Consider the following 15,847-nt stretch of genomic DNA (forward strand, 5'->3'; position numbering starts at 1 on the left):
AATTAGCTTCGAATCCTTAAACATATGTATCACTCCTTTGTAGTTATAGGTTTATTATACATTTATTTATTTTTTTTGTAAAAATAAAGAAGGATAAATAAGTTTTTTGTCGTATATTAGTGTTGTATACCAAAAAAATACATGGGAAATAAGGATTTAAATTGAAAAAAATTACATCGGTGTTATTATCTTTATCCACAGCTTTAACTATTCTAGTACCTGCGGCTTCTGCAGAAAGTGAGTTTGGCAATGAGATTCAATTAAACCCTAATCCGATAGTTGATGTGACGACCCCGAGTACTGAATTTATAGTTAGTCAAGACTTGGATGGTAATAAGAAGTATGAGACGCCTGGCAACCCGAATGCTACATATGAATTTGTTGATCCTAAGCTTGTAAGAAAAAACAATAGTGAGATCACACCACAAGCAGGTGATCGTCGTATTTATGTGAAATCAGGTTATTCTGTAAGTAAATCCGTAATTACTGGTTACTCTGTAGGGCCCATTGAACAACAAACTCTTTTGATAAGTGTCCCAAAGGGTAAAACTTCATCAAAGACTTCTAAATCATCTGTAAGTGGTACGGTGAAGTTTTCTGCAAAAGCTGATATAGGCATTAAATACGTAGTCAATCAGAGTCTGACAGGCGAGGTAAGCGGTACAATTTCTAAAGAATGGGGTACTACTGAGGTATACTCTGGCCCCCCTGAAAGTTCTGCGTTCAATACAAGAAACTATTATGCAGCTATGAACTACGATCAATATAATATTGTAGTAGTAAAATATGATTACTATGATGAATATGTTGGAACAGTATTCCAAGGAAGAGTGGCTGAAAATGCTGGTTACACCTATTTAAATGGTACTAAAAAGCCAATTGTTATCGAATATCCAGTAGATGTGAAATACTAATTGAGTTAACCTCAAGAATCCCTTGCTAGCTATTTGCTGGCAAGGGATTCTTTTATTGCTATGTAAAGTTAACGGGTGGGTTTGACTGGTGATGAACCCTCTTCGTTTCTTAATTGTAATATGCACTCATAATGTGATGGAGGGGCATAGTATTTTTACACATTCCCCGTTCTCAGCAGATCGGCGATGATTACTTTCTGGCCTGTGCGTGCGCTTTCCAAGGATGCAAGGACCATAGCCATACTGAACTGGTTATCACTGCAATTGGTTTCGGGTAGTCGTCCGGATTCCAGTGCAGCGAACATGTCTTCGAGACAGCCGTGATGTCCTGTTTTGTCCATGACAGGCAGTTCCGCTTCAATCCGCTCACTTGGCTGGAAAAAGGATGGTTTGCCGTCAGCATCCAGGCTTTGCGCAGTAACTACCTCAGCATAGATGTCATCATGACCATCCCAGATGGCGGTTCCTTTTTCACCGACTACGCGCCAGCTTGCTTCCCATGATGTGGGTACACCTTCTGCGCACCAGGATCCGCGATAGTTGAATACGGACCCGTCAGACATCTCAAATATACATAACGCCATCGCATTGCCCTGATACCAGGAACCTGGAGGATTGAACTCATGGCAGTATACCGATACCGGGTTGGCTCCGAGAATATATCGTGCCTGATCAAATGTATGTATCGCCATATCGAGCAGCAGCGGGCTATCCATCAGATCCCGGAATCCGCCGAAGTGTGGCCCGAGGAAGAAGTCGGCTCCTGCGTAACCTACCTGCCCTATAGCTCCGCCGGAAATGAGGTGCTGGTAGGCGCGGATACGCGGATCGAACCGACGGTTCTGCATGACGGCTTGAATGTGTCCTGTACTGCGAGCAGTTTGCACAATATCTGTGCAGTCGGAGAAGGACTCTGCCAGTGGTTTTTCGCCAAATACATGACATCCTTCCTTCAGCGCTGTCATAGCAATGCCGTAATGACTCGCCGGAATCGTGACATCGAATACGATATTTGCACCAGTCGCTTGAATGGCCTCACGGATATCGGTGAACGTGGGGCAGTTGAGGCCATGGCGTGCGGCAAAAGCGGTAGCTGTCTGCTCATATAGATCGACTAACCCGACGATTTCTGTATCCGGTCTTTGCAAGGCGTAGTCGGCCCATGTGTTCGCCATGGCACCGCAGCCAGCGATAATTACCTGATAAGGATGACTCATCCTCTCATCTCCTTCGTATGGATTGTGGTTTGCAGCTCGCATTGTTTTCGAGAAATGAAAAGTGGATTAAATTAATATTTTATCCAATTTTAGGACATTAGTAACTTAGGTTAAGTTTCAGTGGAGGTTGATTTTCTATACCGGATTGGGCACAAAATCGCCGCCGCGACATTGTTTCAAATATCGCAATGCATGCACCTGTCCGGTCATTTCGAGTTCGTCTTTGTAGACGGGATCATGCCAGCCTTCAATATCAATCGTGCCCTGATAACCGTTCTGGCGCAGAATGGTGATAATGTCTGCCCAGTTGTTATCTCCGAAGCCCGGGGTGCGGTGCCAGACAAATTCTCGTGGGCCATGCACGCCATATTCCTTGACAATATCCCAGGCAATCGTGGCATCCTTGCCATGTACGTGGAAGACTTTGTGAGCCCATTTGCGTAGCTGTGGAATAGGATCGATCAGGCTGGACATTTGATGGCAAGGCTCCCACTCCAGGCCAACATTGTCATCTGGAACAGCATCGAACATCATCTCCCAGGCCGTCGGATTATGGGCAATGTTCCAGTCGCCTGTCTGCCAGGTGCCATCCATATCACAGTTTTCAAAAGCAATCCGTACACCCCGGTCTGCTGCCCGGCGTGCCAGTTCACCAAATACTTCCTTGAACCGGGGGATGGACTCGTTAATGGGTTGATCGGTCAGACGTCCGGTGAACCCGGAGACGATATCTGCACCGAAGAGCTGTGCATGATCGATAACTCGCTCCCAGCTTGCCAGTGTATCGGCGTTGTCTCCGGCTCCGGTGAGCGGGTTACCAAATACACTCACCGCGGAGATGACAATGCCTTGTTCGTCCACGATTTCACGGACACGTTTGGCTGTCTCTGCCAAGTCCAGCTCGCCAGTTGTTTGCCAGAAGGTCAGGTTAAATGATTCGAAGCCGTGTTGCATGATCTGCGGGATAACGCGGACGGCGTCCTGCCCGCCTACAAGGGTACCGATGCGTAATGATTTATTCATGGTTGTATTTCACTCCAATATTGGCTTATAGTACTTCGTGACACACTCATTATAGCCGTGGATTAACGGGATGGCTCTAAACAATCTTGTGTAATAATAGTCGGATCTTGTGAAGAGGGGGAAGAAGTCGTGCTGGATCTGAAAGCGCTTCACGAAAATACCCGAATTGATCATAAATCACATCCATTTCAGCTGTTCCAAAATCGGTGTTCAGATATGAAAGCTGAAGAATGTATTCTGTATTTGCATTGGCATGAACATTTTGAACTGATTATCATGCGCAAGGGAAGTGCGCTGTTTCATATTGATAGCAAACCTTATGTGGTTCGAGCAGGTGAGGTCATCATCATTCCTGGAGGTACATTGCATGTCGGGTATGCTCTGGCTGAGGGGGATGTGCATTATGATTCCGTTGTAGTCAACCGTGCACTGTTCCATGATTTCACCCATGATCCTGTGCATGAGCAATATGTCGCGCCCTATTTGGAAGGAAAAGTGAGATTCCCGGTCAAACCGGCAGAGGAAAACACAGCCTGCACAGGCTATTATTCTTTGCTGAATGAAGCTGTGGAGGAAATGGCGTTACAGCCCCCGGCTTATCAGCTCGTGGTGAAGTCCAAGCTGCATGCTTTGTTCACCCTGCTTGCGCGTACCTTTATGCCACAGCAGCTGCCGGATAGATCGGTCGGATCGTATTTTCCTAATCGCGAACGCTTCAAGCAGTTGATTGCACAGATTGAAGCAGACCCTACAGGTAAGATGTCTGTTACGGAAGCGGCAAGTCATGTGGGACTGAATGCGTATCACTTCTGCAAAATGTTCAAAAAGCTGACCGGACGTACCTTTGTGGAATACGTGAACGGGTGCAGGATGAGTGAGGCAGAGCAACTGCTGCAAGGCAGTAGTCTGACCATTACAGAGATCGCCGCCAGAGTCGGCTGCGACAACGCCAACTATTTTACGAAGTTATATAAACAATACAAAGGCATGACCCCCTCGCAGGGTCGGGGGAGAAAAGAAGGTTGAGCACGACCAGTTTAGCAGTAGTCTCGAATAAAATGTCCATAACGAAGGTTGTAGTCATATGCAACTCGCAGTCGCAATTGTGAGCAGAAGCAGAAGCAGAGCACACAGCAGTGATTACCGTAACAATCATCATACGCATACGCACATCTATGAAGAATAACCCGGATAAAGGCCTCTTTAAGGCTGTTATCCGGGTGGTTTTGATTCAATATTATGAAGACAATCATCTATGTGTACAACGTGCTTATTTCATAAATCTGGAGAACAGACGATTGGCTTTCTTGGCGAGGTCGTCCATTTTGACATTGGCATGATCGAACTGATTGTATCCCCATTTGATCGTTTGCAGCATGCGTGGAGATATGGGCGTTCCTTTGATCCGTGGATAGATATTGTGATAAGCCCAGACAAGATGCTCCCAGCGATTGTCATTGCCGTCCTGAATATACTCGGATACGTCAATCACTTTCCCGCGTCCGTTCTGGAGAATTACATTTTTCAGATGAATGTCGCGGGGGTTCAGCCCACGGCTGCGAACGGCTTCTCGCGCTGCGTCCACATCGAGCATCACCTGCTCGGGGACGGGGATTCCTTTTTCCAAACATTCCAGCAGCGTATCCCCGGGTTCAAAACTGATCACGAGCACGTTCCGGCCGCTGCCGTAATAGGTAGGGAAGTATGGCAGGCCTTTGAGATGCTCGTATACCTGTTTTTCATTTTCGAGTTTGTCCAAGGCATGATCCGAGTACATCTTGAAGGCATACTGCGGCAAGCCGTCATACGTAAATACAGCCGCATCCGTACCTGTGCCAATGCAATTTAAACCTTCTACATCGCCGATGATGTTTACGAGCTCATTCCGGTCGCTTCCGATGACTTGGATCTGTTGTAATGCTTCTTCCGCCTGGAACCAATCCGGTCGATTCATGGGTGGTGCCTCCTTTTAGGATATGCCTGTACAATTTTTTCACATAAAATCATTTTCTAACGAACCGAGTACGTCTTATTTCACGTTTGTGTGCGTGATTCGTTAGAGCCGGGCCCGCCCTGGGCACATACCAGCATCCCGGATTCATTGTCCTCTATGAAGTATATTATGCGTTCTGCTCCGCAATTTCATCTTTTGGTGATGTTACTATATAAACGATACGGATCGAATCGGAAACGGTTGCGTCAGAAGAAAATAACGGAAGCATGCTTGCGGCGAGGTTGCCCTGGCTATATACTGTGAGCATTAAGGGATTTCATGCAGATCCGGCATACAGAAAGGCAGAAGTTCTTATGGCACAATACCCGCAGTGGTCTTATTCGCAGTCGCGGGCGAGTATGTTCGATGAGTGCCTGCGCAAATATTATTATCATTATTACGGTGCCCATAACGGCTGGAAGACAGACTCTGCTGATGAGATGCAGGTTCGTCTGTACCGTTTGAAGCAACTCAGCAATCTGTATCTTGTCTTCGGGGACCTCGCACATCGGATGTGTGAGTCGGCAGTACGCAGCAGGGAAGAGGGCAAAGATAAACCGCGTGAACACTTTCTGGAACAGACGATACGCAAGCTGCTGAATCAGGCGTATGTGGAATCAATGGACTCGGATCAGTGGCGGCTGAATCCCAAGAATCGCACGATGCTGTCCGAGATTTATTACGGGGATGATACGTTGAATGACCGGATTGCCACGATTAAGGAACGTGCTTCGGCCTGTGTCAGCAACCTGTACCAGACGCTTACGTGGGAGGACTTGTCCCGGGCAAGTACGGACATTCTGGAGATTGAGAAATGGGATACCATGATGCTGCACGATACACGTGTGTATGTGAAGATGGACTTATTGTATCGGCGCAGTAACGGCAACATTGTCATTGTGGACTGGAAGACGGGCAAGGAAGATGACTTCTCGGATCAGTTAATGCTGTACGCAGCCTATGTGAGAGAGCACTACCGAATTCCTTTGGAGCAGATTGAGCTGCGAGTGGAGTACCTGTTAACCGGAAAGCACCGAGAGTTTACCGCAACGGAAGAGGATATTCGGAAGGTAGAGGAGAACGTGGGCCGTTATATCGAGGAGATGCGATCCTGTGTGGAGGATGAGTATTACAACCGTCCCAAGGACGTCACCTACTTCACGGCAATGCCTTCGCTCCGGTCCTGCCGGGACTGTAACTTCCGCGAAGTGTGCAGCGAACGTGCGGTCTAAATTGCCAACTTCGGAGGAACATCAGGCCTTATACCAACGAGCTATTTCATATGTGAAAAAAACAAAGAAGCGCAAGCCGGGAACATCATCTCCCCGACTTGCGCTTCTATTGCGTTCCACAGGCCTGGCGACAAGGCGCCGGGTGGAACGATCATATCAAGATCACTGGACAGCGGCGGTATTCTCCAGCGCCTGTCCCGCAGGAACATAGGCATGCCCGAGGTCCCGGGCAACCGCCTCATACGTGATGTGTCCATTCAGCACGTTGACCGCGCTGCGAATGGACGAACTGCCGCGAATTGCGGCTGCTGCACCGTGGTTCGCCAGCTGCAGCGCATAAGGCATGGTGGCGTTGGTCAGCGCCACCGTGGACGTACGCGGCACGGCGCCCGGCATGTTCGCCACCGCGTAATGCACGACGCCATGTTTCACATAGGTCGGTTCATCGTGGGTCGTGATATGATCAATGGTCTCAACGATCCCGCCCTGATCAATCGCCACATCCACAATGACCGAACCTGGTGCCATGGTCTTCACCACCTGCTCGCTGACAAGGGTTGGCGCCTTGGCGCCTGGAATCAGCACCGCACAGATCAACAGATCTGCCGCCGCAACGGCTGCTGCAATGTTGGACGGGCTGGATACCAGCGTGTGGATCTGATTGCCGAAGATATCATCTAACTGGCGCAGACGATTCAGATTCAGATCAAGGATGGTCACATCGGCGCCAAGACCAATAGCAATTTTGGCTGCATTCGTTCCCACCGTACCGCCACCAATAATGACGACTTTCCCTCGACTGACACCCGGTACACCGGACAACAGGATGCCCTTGCCACCTTCCGTCTTCTCCAATAGCTGTGCTCCGATCTGGGCGGCCATGCGGCCTGCAACTTCACTCATAGGTGTTAGCAGGGGCAGAGTACTGTTGACCTCCAGCGTCTCATATGCAATGGCCGTAACCCGGCTTTCAATAAGTGCTTTTGCAAGTTCCGGTTCCGCGGCGAGGTGCAGGTAGGTGAACAGGATCAGCCCCGGACGAAAATATTCGTATTCACTGGCAAGCGGTTCTTTGACTTTGATGATCATTTCGGACTCTGTCCAAACGGACTTGGCATCATTCTGAATCTCAGCACCTGCGGCCTGATATTCATGATCTGTGAATCCACTGCCGATGCCTGCGCCTTGTTCAATCATCACCTGGTGGCCAGCTCTGATGAAATCTGCTGCCCCGGCAGGAGTCATTGCTACACGATTCTCATTATTTTTGATTTCTTTGGGAATTCCGATTCTCATCGCCATGCACCTCGTCCATTTATTGGTTGTTAGCTTATGCTACAAGTTTATGACCTGGATAATCGTTTTGCACCTTACCTGATGTCTAATTTTTGGGAAACCAACTCAACATATTGTCGAAAAAGACTGTTCAGGACATCTGTGCATGGATTATAATGTAAGAAAAAATAACACGAAGAGGGATCGCCATTGCAAAATGATCGCGTGTTTACCATCAGAGATATCCTGGCACGTCCGGTATTTAGCCGAGCAAGAATTGCGGCAGGGAAGGATGGAGTGAACCGGCAGGTTGGCTGGGTTCATGTGTTGGAGATTACAAATGTATCTCCATTTGTAAGCCCTCATGATCTTATTTTATCCACCGGACTGTGGCTTCAATCGGAAGAAGGGCGTGAAGAGTATCTGCTCCAGCTCATTGGCAGTGAGGCCGCGGGGCTGTGTGTGGAGTTTGGTACCAGCATCTACGGAATTCCCGAAGAACTGATTGAACTGGCGGATAGACACCAGTTTCCGCTGATCGTATTTGAACAACCGGTCCGTTTTGTCGAGATCACACAGGATATTCACTCTCTGCTTATTAATCATCAGCATCAACTGCTGAAAAGTCTGGAAGCTTACTCCCGGCAGCTTCAGCAGCGAACATTACAGAGTACGGATATGTCTGCTGTGCTGAACCTGCTGCATGAGTACGCTGCAAAACCGGTGGTGTACATTTCGTCCATGGAGCCGGGCAGTTTTGTGCCCGAACTTGCCCCGGAGATGGAACAGGCCATCTATACCTGGTATGAGCAGGAGGTAGAACATCTGGATTTGAATGATTCAGATACCGAATTATGGTTCCACATGAACGAAGAGAAGGCTCTGCTGTGTCATCCGGTCGTCTGTTTCGGCCAAGTGTTCTCCGCTGTAGGCATGATCGTGCATCCGTCTGCTCCCGTGGAGTACCTCAAGCTGCTGCTCGATTATACAGCGAAGGCAGCGGCAGCACTCACGCTTCGTTCCCAGTTCCTTGAAGAGAAGATGGTCCGCAATCAGAACGAGCTGATCCAGGATCTAATGAATGGCAACATCCATCAGGAGGAGCAAGCTCAGACCCGAATGGGACTTCGTTTGCTGGTTAAGGGACATTATTGGTTTGCTGGAGGGGTTATAGAGGTTGAGCATCGGTTGAAGGGTACAGGCCGGGAGCGGATGGAAGCCAATCATCAGGATATTCTTGTCCTGCTTCGATCTTTGCTCAAGAAGAATAATCTGCCCAGCCTGATCATGCTGAAGAACAATCAGGTGTATCTGTGCTGTGCGAAGGAAGCAATAACTGCTAATGCGCGTCATCAACTGCTGCGCTTGCTGGAAGGAATCGCGCTGGATGTGAACCGGTTTGCCAGCCGTAACTTGAAACAAGTCACCATCCATGCGGGATTTGGCAAGTTACGCAGCCGTTTGACCAGCCTGCCGGAGAGTCTTCAGGAGGCCTATCAGGTGATTGAAGTTTCGAGATCGGTAGATCAGATGGAACATGTTCACTTTTACGAACGTATGGGTATATATCAAATGTTAAAAGCCTTACCCCAATCCTTCCTGCAACCCTTTGTCCAGGATCACTTGGGTGTGCTGATTGAACATGACCAGACGAATCACCTGCGATTGGTAGAAACGCTGGATGCCTATCTGAAGAATTTTGGTTCCAAACGGGATGCTGCTGCCCAGTTGTTTGTTCATCGGCAAACGCTGTACAACAAACTGGAGAAGCTGGAAGAGCTGATGGGACCTGATTACATGAATCAGGAGAGAAGAATCTGTCTGGAGATGGCGCTGCTCGCGCATGCGATGATTGAGAATGGACAGTGGCAATCCTCTTGATGGGGTGATATGAGATGTTTGTGCATTGAGCTTACACTACCTCGTGCACAGTCTAGCAGTTTTTGCTGATCCGCCGAGTACGTTGTAACGAGGCGGGCGGGTGTTGCAGGGTGGGAGTGGAACGGCGTCCCCGATATAGTTTCGTTTGACCAGAGGATGGTGCCAGTGATAAAGAAGAAGGAGCAGCCAGCCGATATGGGGGTGTTGACCGGTCGGGGCGTCCTCCTGGTTCTGCCTCATTGGCTGCCATTGAAATACCGCTTTGGAGCAGCCATTCATTAAGTCGTTTGGGATTGATTCCGAGTTGTCCGCTCAGATTACAGATATCGAGGTTTATTCTCACACAAATCCGCCTTTCCTGGAATATCGGGCTGGTAGTAGGGAGTGAAAGGGAAGCATGAATTCGAGATCGGTAAATGCTCATGTACATGTTGGCTGTGCTTGATCGGCGGAATGATCCATTATGATAAGAAAGAAGTAGCGCGGAGGCGTTTATGTATACCTTGTTATACGTTTCCATGTCCGCTGTTTTGAATATTTCCATTAAATTGGCTTTTAACAAGATTCTATCACTTCACATGCAATTGCGCGTCTCAATATAGTCTCATTTTTGAGAGAATATATTGTGTATTAAAAGTACCAGTATCTAGTACGGAGGACATATATGGGAAACAGTAGTGAGGCACAATACGACAAATATGTTAAGGACGGGAAACGTTTCGTTGGTCGAACCAAGGAGCTGACGACACTGGAGGCGTGGTTTAATCATCCGGAAGCCCCATTAACCATATTTTCAATTACGGGCATGGGAGGCATTGGTAAATCTTCCTTACTTTCAGAGATGTTATCCATATCTCGGGATCAAGGTGCAACGGCAATATGGATGGATGGCCGATCATGCGGTGCGACACCTTCTGTCTTTATGGAATATTTGTCCTCTACATTGGGTCTGGAAATACTGGATGGTGAAGGATACCCACGACCACTGAGCCTGCTGAGAAACACTTCAATCGAGAAGCGAATGGTCCTGGCGGTGGATAATTATGAAGAACTCGCTCTGCTGGAAAGTTGGTTCATGGAAGTCTTCATATCCAAACTTCCGTTAAGAGGGATACTTGTCATTCTTGCCTCACGCCCGGAACTGGCATCTGCCTGGAGGACACATCCCCGATTGCATCAGCGCTTTGTACCGATGAGGCTTCAACATTTTACAGCGAATGAGATTACGGAGTATATCACGGTGGCAGGATTCCTGAATCGGGGCATGGCAGGCACCATTACGAGAATGACCGATGGACATCCGCTCGGCCTGGCCCTTGCTGTGGAGGCTGCGGATCAGAGACGGAATCTTCCTCAGGCCGAATGGGCTGAGTTATCACACATGATCAGTGCGCGATTATTATTGGAACTGACGAATCCCCGTCTACATCCCATGGTGGAGGTACTGACACTGATTGAGACAGCCAATCAGGAATTGTTATCATCTGTACTGGACATGACTGTGACGCAAGAGGAGTACCACATGCTCAGACAGATGTCGTTTATCCGTTCCGGCCCGGATGGTCTTGGACTTCATGACATGGCCAGGGTGCATCTGCTGCGGGATTTTCGCCAGCGTGAGCCACATCGGTTGCAGACGATGCGTATCAAGATTGCGAAGTTGCTGAAACCGTTGCATGAACAGGCAGGGGCTCATGAGCGTCGCCAAATAGCCAGGAAGATGCTGCTGCTCTGTCAGGAATCGATGCTTCAATACCGCAAGTACGCAGACGTGTCTCGTGATTCCTTGTTCTCGCCTCTTGAAACGATGAGAAAAGAGGATCTGCCCGCTCTGCACAGCTTGTTAAAGCAATGGTGCGAGTACAGCGTGGAACCATGGCAGGCTGTGTCCTATGGCCCCTTCCTGGATGAACTGGCACAACGTTATCCCGAAGGAATCGTATTGATGCGTGACAAGCTTGGGGAGACGATCGCCATGTTCATCACCGTACTTGTACATAGGGATAGTAGTAAGCTGCTTTTGAAATATTTTCCGAATGAGATGCATGAATGCTTCACTCCACAGGAACTTGAGAATGACCCGGATCAGAGTGATACCCACTTTGCATTGCTGGCTGCGGCAAGAAACGACGTGCCTGGTTACACACGAGAAGAACTGGTGGGATACATGGCACTGGACCGACTATCTCTGTTGGGCGATGGCGCGAGAGCGATACTGGTAGCAACGAACCCTCATCTGAAATTGTTCTTGCAGAGCATTGGGTTTCGAATGCGAGGAACACGTACTCGTGTCTGTGACAGATACGAAGATCAGGCTGATGTGCTTGATTTGGATTTGCGTAGCGGGCAGTTCGGAGCCTGGGTCATGTCCCTGCTTGATCCCGAAACACAAGAGGAGTTAATACAGCCAGAAACAACGGAGGCGGATCGTGAAGTCTGGACTGAACAGGATGTTCGCAAGATGTTGGGGCATCTTCGTTCTCCGGGAGAATTGCATGAATATGCTAACAGGATCGCAGGGGTAAATGATGGTATCCAGTTACAATTGTACATCCTGGACTTGCTGGAAGGCAGATTGCATGGCGTGTCACCGCAGGATCAGAAGCTGCTCCATGCGGCCTATTGGACACATGCTGGCAATCCAACTGCCGCAGCCCAGACATGTTCGATGAGTCGGGCGACATTCTATCGCCATCTCCGAACAGCGCTGACTCGCTTGGCGCGGATTTTGTAGGGTTCTATTCATTCATCATACCGATAATATCGACAAGAAGAGGCTGGTCATAGACCAAGCCTCTTCATGCGATTATAGAGCGTTGCTCTGGAGATGCCGAGTTGTTTCGCGAGTGTTCGTTTGTTGCCACCTGCTGCTTTCAGATATTGAATTAGAAGTTGCGCTTCATAGGTGTCCATTTTTTGCTGGTAGGTATCATTGGTGACAAGTGTGGTATCATCCGAAACATCCGAATCCCCCACATTCGCAGCAGTTCGAGGTTTTTGTTCCGTCCCCGCGGAATATTGGCTTTGCTCGTGTTCACTGTTGGAATGTAAATGAATTCCCGATGTCTGCTGAACTTCGGACTGTTCTTGAAGGGTTAATAGGGAAGTGAGGGTATCAGGCAGGTATTCCGGCTTGACCTCCCCATCTGTGGTCAGAATGGTCAGGCGTTCTATCACATTTCGTAATTCACGTACATTGCCTGGCCAATCATATTGGAACAGTAACTTGAACACTTCAGGTGGAACCAACTCAATGTGACGGTTATACAGCAATGAGAACTCTTGCAGGAACGTCTGGGTTAATTCGTATATATCTTCCTTGCGCATTCGCAGTGGAGGGATGACGAGATTAATGACGTTAAGTCGATAGTACAGGTCTTCCCGGAATTGATTACGGGCAATCATGCTGAGCAGGTTCTGGTTGGTTGCTGCGATAATCCGGCAGTCGGCCTGTTTCATACGTGTTCCCCCCACAGGAAAGTAACTCTTCTCCTGCAACACCCGAAGTAGCTTCACTTGCAATTCCAATGGCATCTCACCGATCTCATCCAGAAAAAGAGTACCACCTTCGGCAAGCTCAATCTTGCCCTTTTTGCCTTTGGGATCAGCGCCAGAGAATGCGCCTTTCTCATAGCCAAATAACTCACTTTCGAACAAGGAAGCGGGAATTGCCCCACAGTTAATCGCGATAAATGGTGCAGTCTGCAATTCACGAAGATCATGAATGGCTTTGGCGAATAACTCCTTGCCTGTGCCACTCTCTCCGAGGATGAGTACTGTAGCTGAGGTGGTACTGATCTTGCGGATGGTATCCAGACACTGGCGAATCACCGGGCTGCTGCCTTTGATGCGAGCAAATGGATCTGTGTCAGGACGCAACCTGGCAACGGCCTTCTCCAGATGTTGGACTTTGGATGTCATATGTAATAATTCCTGATGCAATCGAATCTCCGTTGTAATATCCACTTCAGCAGCTACTGCGCCCACAATGCGTCCATCCAGTTGAACCGGGCGGGCGTTGATCAGAGCGAACAGATCTGGTCTCGGCTGATGTTGTTTGCGATAGACCGTTTCGCCGGTATATAACGTCTTGAGGGATTGAAGTCGGTCGGGCGGAAAAAAGTCTGCTGCAGGCTGTCCGATAATATCGTTTTTGCTAATTGAAAATACATGCTCTGCACCAGATGTCCAGTAGGCCACCTTGGCTTCTTCATTGATTAAGGTCAAGGCAGAACCTGCTGTTTCCAATGTGGTCTCAAAATAGGCTTCCATCAGCCGATGCGCATGCATCATGGCATGCAAGACATCGGACACCGCGATATAGCCTTCGCATTCGCCCTGATCATTCTTTATTAATAGAAAAGGGCTCGTAGCGAACAGGGGGATAACTTCCGCAAGTTGGATCGAAGCAGAGACGACAGGCACAGGCAGACTACCGTAAGGTGTTGTTCTATTAGGTTGGCTGTACAACCAAGCGTACCCTGTAGTGCAGCGTATGAAGACAGGTTTGTCTGCACTTATATGGGGTTCTGACTGTAGAGACTGAAGTGTATGTTCCTCATGGAGGACTTCATCGTGAATACTCATATCTATTCGTAACAAAGAATTCAGTTCAGGAAGTAAATGTCTCATCGGGATCACCTCGGTTACAGCGTATACTTATACAAAATGAAGAATGTGAAATTATGTATATTATAACGTTCGGATGAAGGTGTGTATATATTTTTTGACATCGGGTGTTCAGGTTTAATGATGGGAATCTATGGTTATGATCCTATCCCTTATTGTATGCGATTACATTGGATGGAAGTGGGGTAAAAGCTTCTGTTATCCATAAAATTAGTTGGTTGCGGTGGTTTTAATGTTAAGAAACATGACGTAAATAATTCTGTGTAATGGAGTGAAAAACGGAGGGAAGGAGGAAACGGGGTTATTTGAAAGGCTGAAGAGGCCCTGCTGTGTCCATTATATTAGACATTTCAATTTGAGGTTTCTTATTTTTTAGACATATTAATCAGGTTATAACACGCTAAAGAATGAGAATTCAGTCTTATATCTCATCCAAATTTATAGATTAAAAAACCATGCTATCCAAGAAAACAGGGCAGCATGGTTATAGAGGTAATTCATTCTGGAATGGTTTAACGGAACATGTTTTTAACAACCATCCAGAGATTAGCCGGTTTTTCGGCCAAACGGCGGGTGTAATACGGATACCACATGGTGCCATATGGTACGTAGCAGCGAATGCGATAACCTTCTTTGGCGAGACGTTCCTGTTCACCCATGCGCAGACCGTATAACATCTGAAATTCAAAGGCTTCCGGCGAAATTCCCCGATCCTTGGCGTATTGTTTCGTCCAGTTAATGATGTGATCGTCATGCGAGGCAACCGCTGTGTACACGCCCTGATCAAGATGGTTGCGTATCATCGTTTTGAATTGATGAATGACTTCAGAAGCATTCTGATAGGCAACAGATCCGGGTTCCTTATAAGCTCCCTTGACCAGACGCAGCCTGATGCCTTCCCGAATCATATCACGCGTATCTTCCTCCGTACGATGAAGGTAAGCTTGCAATACTGTGCCTGTATTGTGCAGTCCTTCGGCGTGCAGCCTGCGCACAATGTCCAGTGTCGCTTGAGTAAATGGACTGTCTTCCATATCGATTCGGACAAACAGATCATGCAGTTTGGCTTGTGCAGCTACCGTACGGATATTTCGATAACCCTCTTCAGGGTCGAGTGCGAGGCCCATTTGGGTAGGCTTTAGAGAGACGTTGGAATCGGCCTTCTCACGTGCAATGCCTTCGACCAGTCGTACATACTCATCCCTGTATAATGCCGCTTCGCTTAGACGGGTGATGCCTTCGCCCAGATGATCGAGTGTAGCCATGATGCCCTTGTTGTTGAGTATGCGAATCTCTTCGAGAGCTTCCTCCAGGGCATTGCCTGCGATGAACTTACCTGCCAGCTTTTTGCCGTATTTGATGGATAGGTTCTCTACTGCTTTGTTGCCTGCCACAGTCAACAAGGTTTTACGATATATTTCCGTTCCTACACTCATTTTCGTTTCCTCCTTCAGCATTGTGCATCCTTAATTCAAGCAAAAAACGTGCCAGATTTGGCGATGGTCTACTATTTTTTTATATGAAAATTATCTATATAAATTGAACTAAACATTTACACAAAACGGAGAGGACAGAAAGAACCTGAAGAAGCGGAGCGCTCGCCTTTATTCCCGGATTTTAACTTTATAAAAAGGAATCAAAAAATCTGGGAATAACAGCGATTGGAAGGTTGTTCTGTCATCG

12 protein-coding genes are annotated in these 15,847 nt (G+C 48.0%); 5 read left to right on the forward strand and 7 right to left on the reverse strand.

From position 1 onward, the window contains the following. Nucleotides 1–161: 161 nt before the first annotated feature. Nucleotides 162–914 (forward strand): hypothetical protein, encoded by a 753-nt coding sequence (locus AC1S8V_RS05900; protein WP_482072837.1) that lies wholly within the window; start codon nt 162–164, stop codon nt 912–914. Between the two features lie 155 nt (nt 915–1,069). Here the strand turns inward: AC1S8V_RS05900 and AC1S8V_RS05905 are convergent, their stop codons facing one another. Both AC1S8V_RS05905 and AC1S8V_RS05910 read right to left on the reverse strand, forming a co-directional pair. Then, the gene (locus tag AC1S8V_RS05905; protein WP_482072838.1) at nt 1,070–2,131 is read right to left on the reverse strand and encodes a Gfo/Idh/MocA family protein; all 1,062 of its coding nucleotides are present in this window, start codon (nt 2,129–2,131) and stop codon (nt 1,070–1,072) included. 135 nt (nt 2,132–2,266) lie between these two features. Beyond that, nucleotides 2,267–3,154, reverse strand: a complete 888-nt coding sequence (locus AC1S8V_RS05910) for a sugar phosphate isomerase/epimerase family protein (protein ID WP_482072839.1) — start codon at nt 3,152–3,154, stop codon at nt 2,267–2,269. 129 nt (nt 3,155–3,283) lie between these two features. On the opposite strand from AC1S8V_RS05910, the gene AC1S8V_RS05915 reads away from it, so the two are divergent. Further along, on the forward strand, nt 3,284–4,180 hold the full coding sequence (locus tag AC1S8V_RS05915) for a helix-turn-helix transcriptional regulator (protein ID WP_482072840.1): 897 nt from the start codon (nt 3,284–3,286) through the stop codon (nt 4,178–4,180). 244 nt (nt 4,181–4,424) lie between these two features. Here the strand turns inward: AC1S8V_RS05915 and AC1S8V_RS05920 are convergent, their stop codons facing one another. Beyond that, on the reverse strand, nt 4,425–5,108 hold the full coding sequence (locus tag AC1S8V_RS05920) for a serine/threonine protein kinase (protein WP_482072841.1): 684 nt from the start codon (nt 5,106–5,108) through the stop codon (nt 4,425–4,427). Between the two features lie 353 nt (nt 5,109–5,461). On the opposite strand from AC1S8V_RS05920, the gene AC1S8V_RS05925 reads away from it, so the two are divergent. Further along, a complete protein-coding gene (locus AC1S8V_RS05925) occupies nt 5,462–6,379 on the forward strand; it encodes a RecB family exonuclease (protein ID WP_482074406.1) in 918 nt (305 codons plus the stop codon). Between the two features lie 162 nt (nt 6,380–6,541). On the opposite strand, the gene ald is transcribed toward AC1S8V_RS05925, so the two are convergent. Continuing rightward, nucleotides 6,542–7,675: an alanine dehydrogenase gene (ald, locus tag AC1S8V_RS05930; protein ID WP_482072842.1), complete on the reverse strand. Its 1,134-nt coding sequence runs from the start codon at nt 7,673–7,675 to the stop codon at nt 6,542–6,544. A 204-nt stretch (nt 7,676–7,879) separates the two neighbouring features. Here ald and AC1S8V_RS05935 point away from each other — a divergent pair, with 204 nt between their 5' ends. Continuing rightward, nucleotides 7,880–9,535, forward strand: a complete 1,656-nt coding sequence (locus AC1S8V_RS05935) for a PucR family transcriptional regulator (protein WP_482072843.1) — start codon at nt 7,880–7,882, stop codon at nt 9,533–9,535. Nucleotides 9,536–9,587: 52 nt separating this feature from the next. Here AC1S8V_RS05935 and AC1S8V_RS05940 read toward each other — a convergent pair whose 3' ends face one another. Next, complete coding sequence (locus AC1S8V_RS05940) at nt 9,588–9,878, reverse strand: hypothetical protein (protein WP_482072844.1); 291 nt, start codon at nt 9,876–9,878, stop codon at nt 9,588–9,590. Nucleotides 9,879–10,199: 321 nt separating this feature from the next. Here AC1S8V_RS05940 and AC1S8V_RS05945 point away from each other — a divergent pair, with 321 nt between their 5' ends. Beyond that, entirely contained in the window at nt 10,200–12,269 is a 2,070-nt protein-coding gene (locus AC1S8V_RS05945) for an ATP-binding protein (protein ID WP_482072845.1), read from the forward strand. A gap of 47 nt (nt 12,270–12,316) precedes the next feature. Here the strand turns inward: AC1S8V_RS05945 and AC1S8V_RS05950 are convergent, their stop codons facing one another. Together AC1S8V_RS05950 and AC1S8V_RS05955 are read right to left on the reverse strand one after the other, a co-directional pair. Further along, nucleotides 12,317–14,167 (reverse strand): sigma-54 interaction domain-containing protein, encoded by a 1,851-nt coding sequence (locus tag AC1S8V_RS05950; RefSeq protein ID WP_482072846.1) that lies wholly within the window; start codon nt 14,165–14,167, stop codon nt 12,317–12,319. 509 nt (nt 14,168–14,676) lie between these two features. Continuing rightward, nucleotides 14,677–15,600: a proline dehydrogenase family protein gene (locus tag AC1S8V_RS05955; RefSeq protein WP_482072847.1), complete on the reverse strand. Its 924-nt coding sequence runs from the start codon at nt 15,598–15,600 to the stop codon at nt 14,677–14,679. Between the last annotated feature and the right edge of the window lie 247 nt (nt 15,601–15,847).

The organism is Paenibacillus sp. B46(2026), from assembly GCF_056786355.1.

What these genes read in the sequence shown, in the direction of transcription:
- AC1S8V_RS05905 (WP_482072838.1), bottom strand. Translation starts at nt 2,131, where the DNA reads ATGAGTCATCCTTATCAGGTAATTATCGCTGGCTGCGGTGCCATGGCG.
- AC1S8V_RS05910 (WP_482072839.1), bottom strand. Translation starts at nt 3,154, where the DNA reads ATGAATAAATCATTACGCATCGGTACCCTTGTAGGCGGGCAGGACGCC.
- AC1S8V_RS05920 (WP_482072841.1), bottom strand. Translation starts at nt 5,108, where the DNA reads ATGAATCGACCGGATTGGTTCCAGGCGGAAGAAGCATTACAACAGATC.
- AC1S8V_RS05925 (WP_482074406.1), top strand. Translation starts at nt 5,462, where the DNA reads ATGGCACAATACCCGCAGTGGTCTTATTCGCAGTCGCGGGCGAGTATG.
- ald (WP_482072842.1), bottom strand. Translation starts at nt 7,675, where the DNA reads ATGAGAATCGGAATTCCCAAAGAAATCAAAAATAATGAGAATCGTGTA.
- AC1S8V_RS05945 (WP_482072845.1), top strand. Translation starts at nt 10,200, where the DNA reads ATGGGAAACAGTAGTGAGGCACAATACGACAAATATGTTAAGGACGGG.
- AC1S8V_RS05950 (WP_482072846.1), bottom strand. Translation starts at nt 14,167, where the DNA reads ATGAGACATTTACTTCCTGAACTGAATTCTTTGTTACGAATAGATATG.
- AC1S8V_RS05955 (WP_482072847.1), bottom strand. Translation starts at nt 15,600, where the DNA reads ATGAGTGTAGGAACGGAAATATATCGTAAAACCTTGTTGACTGTGGCA.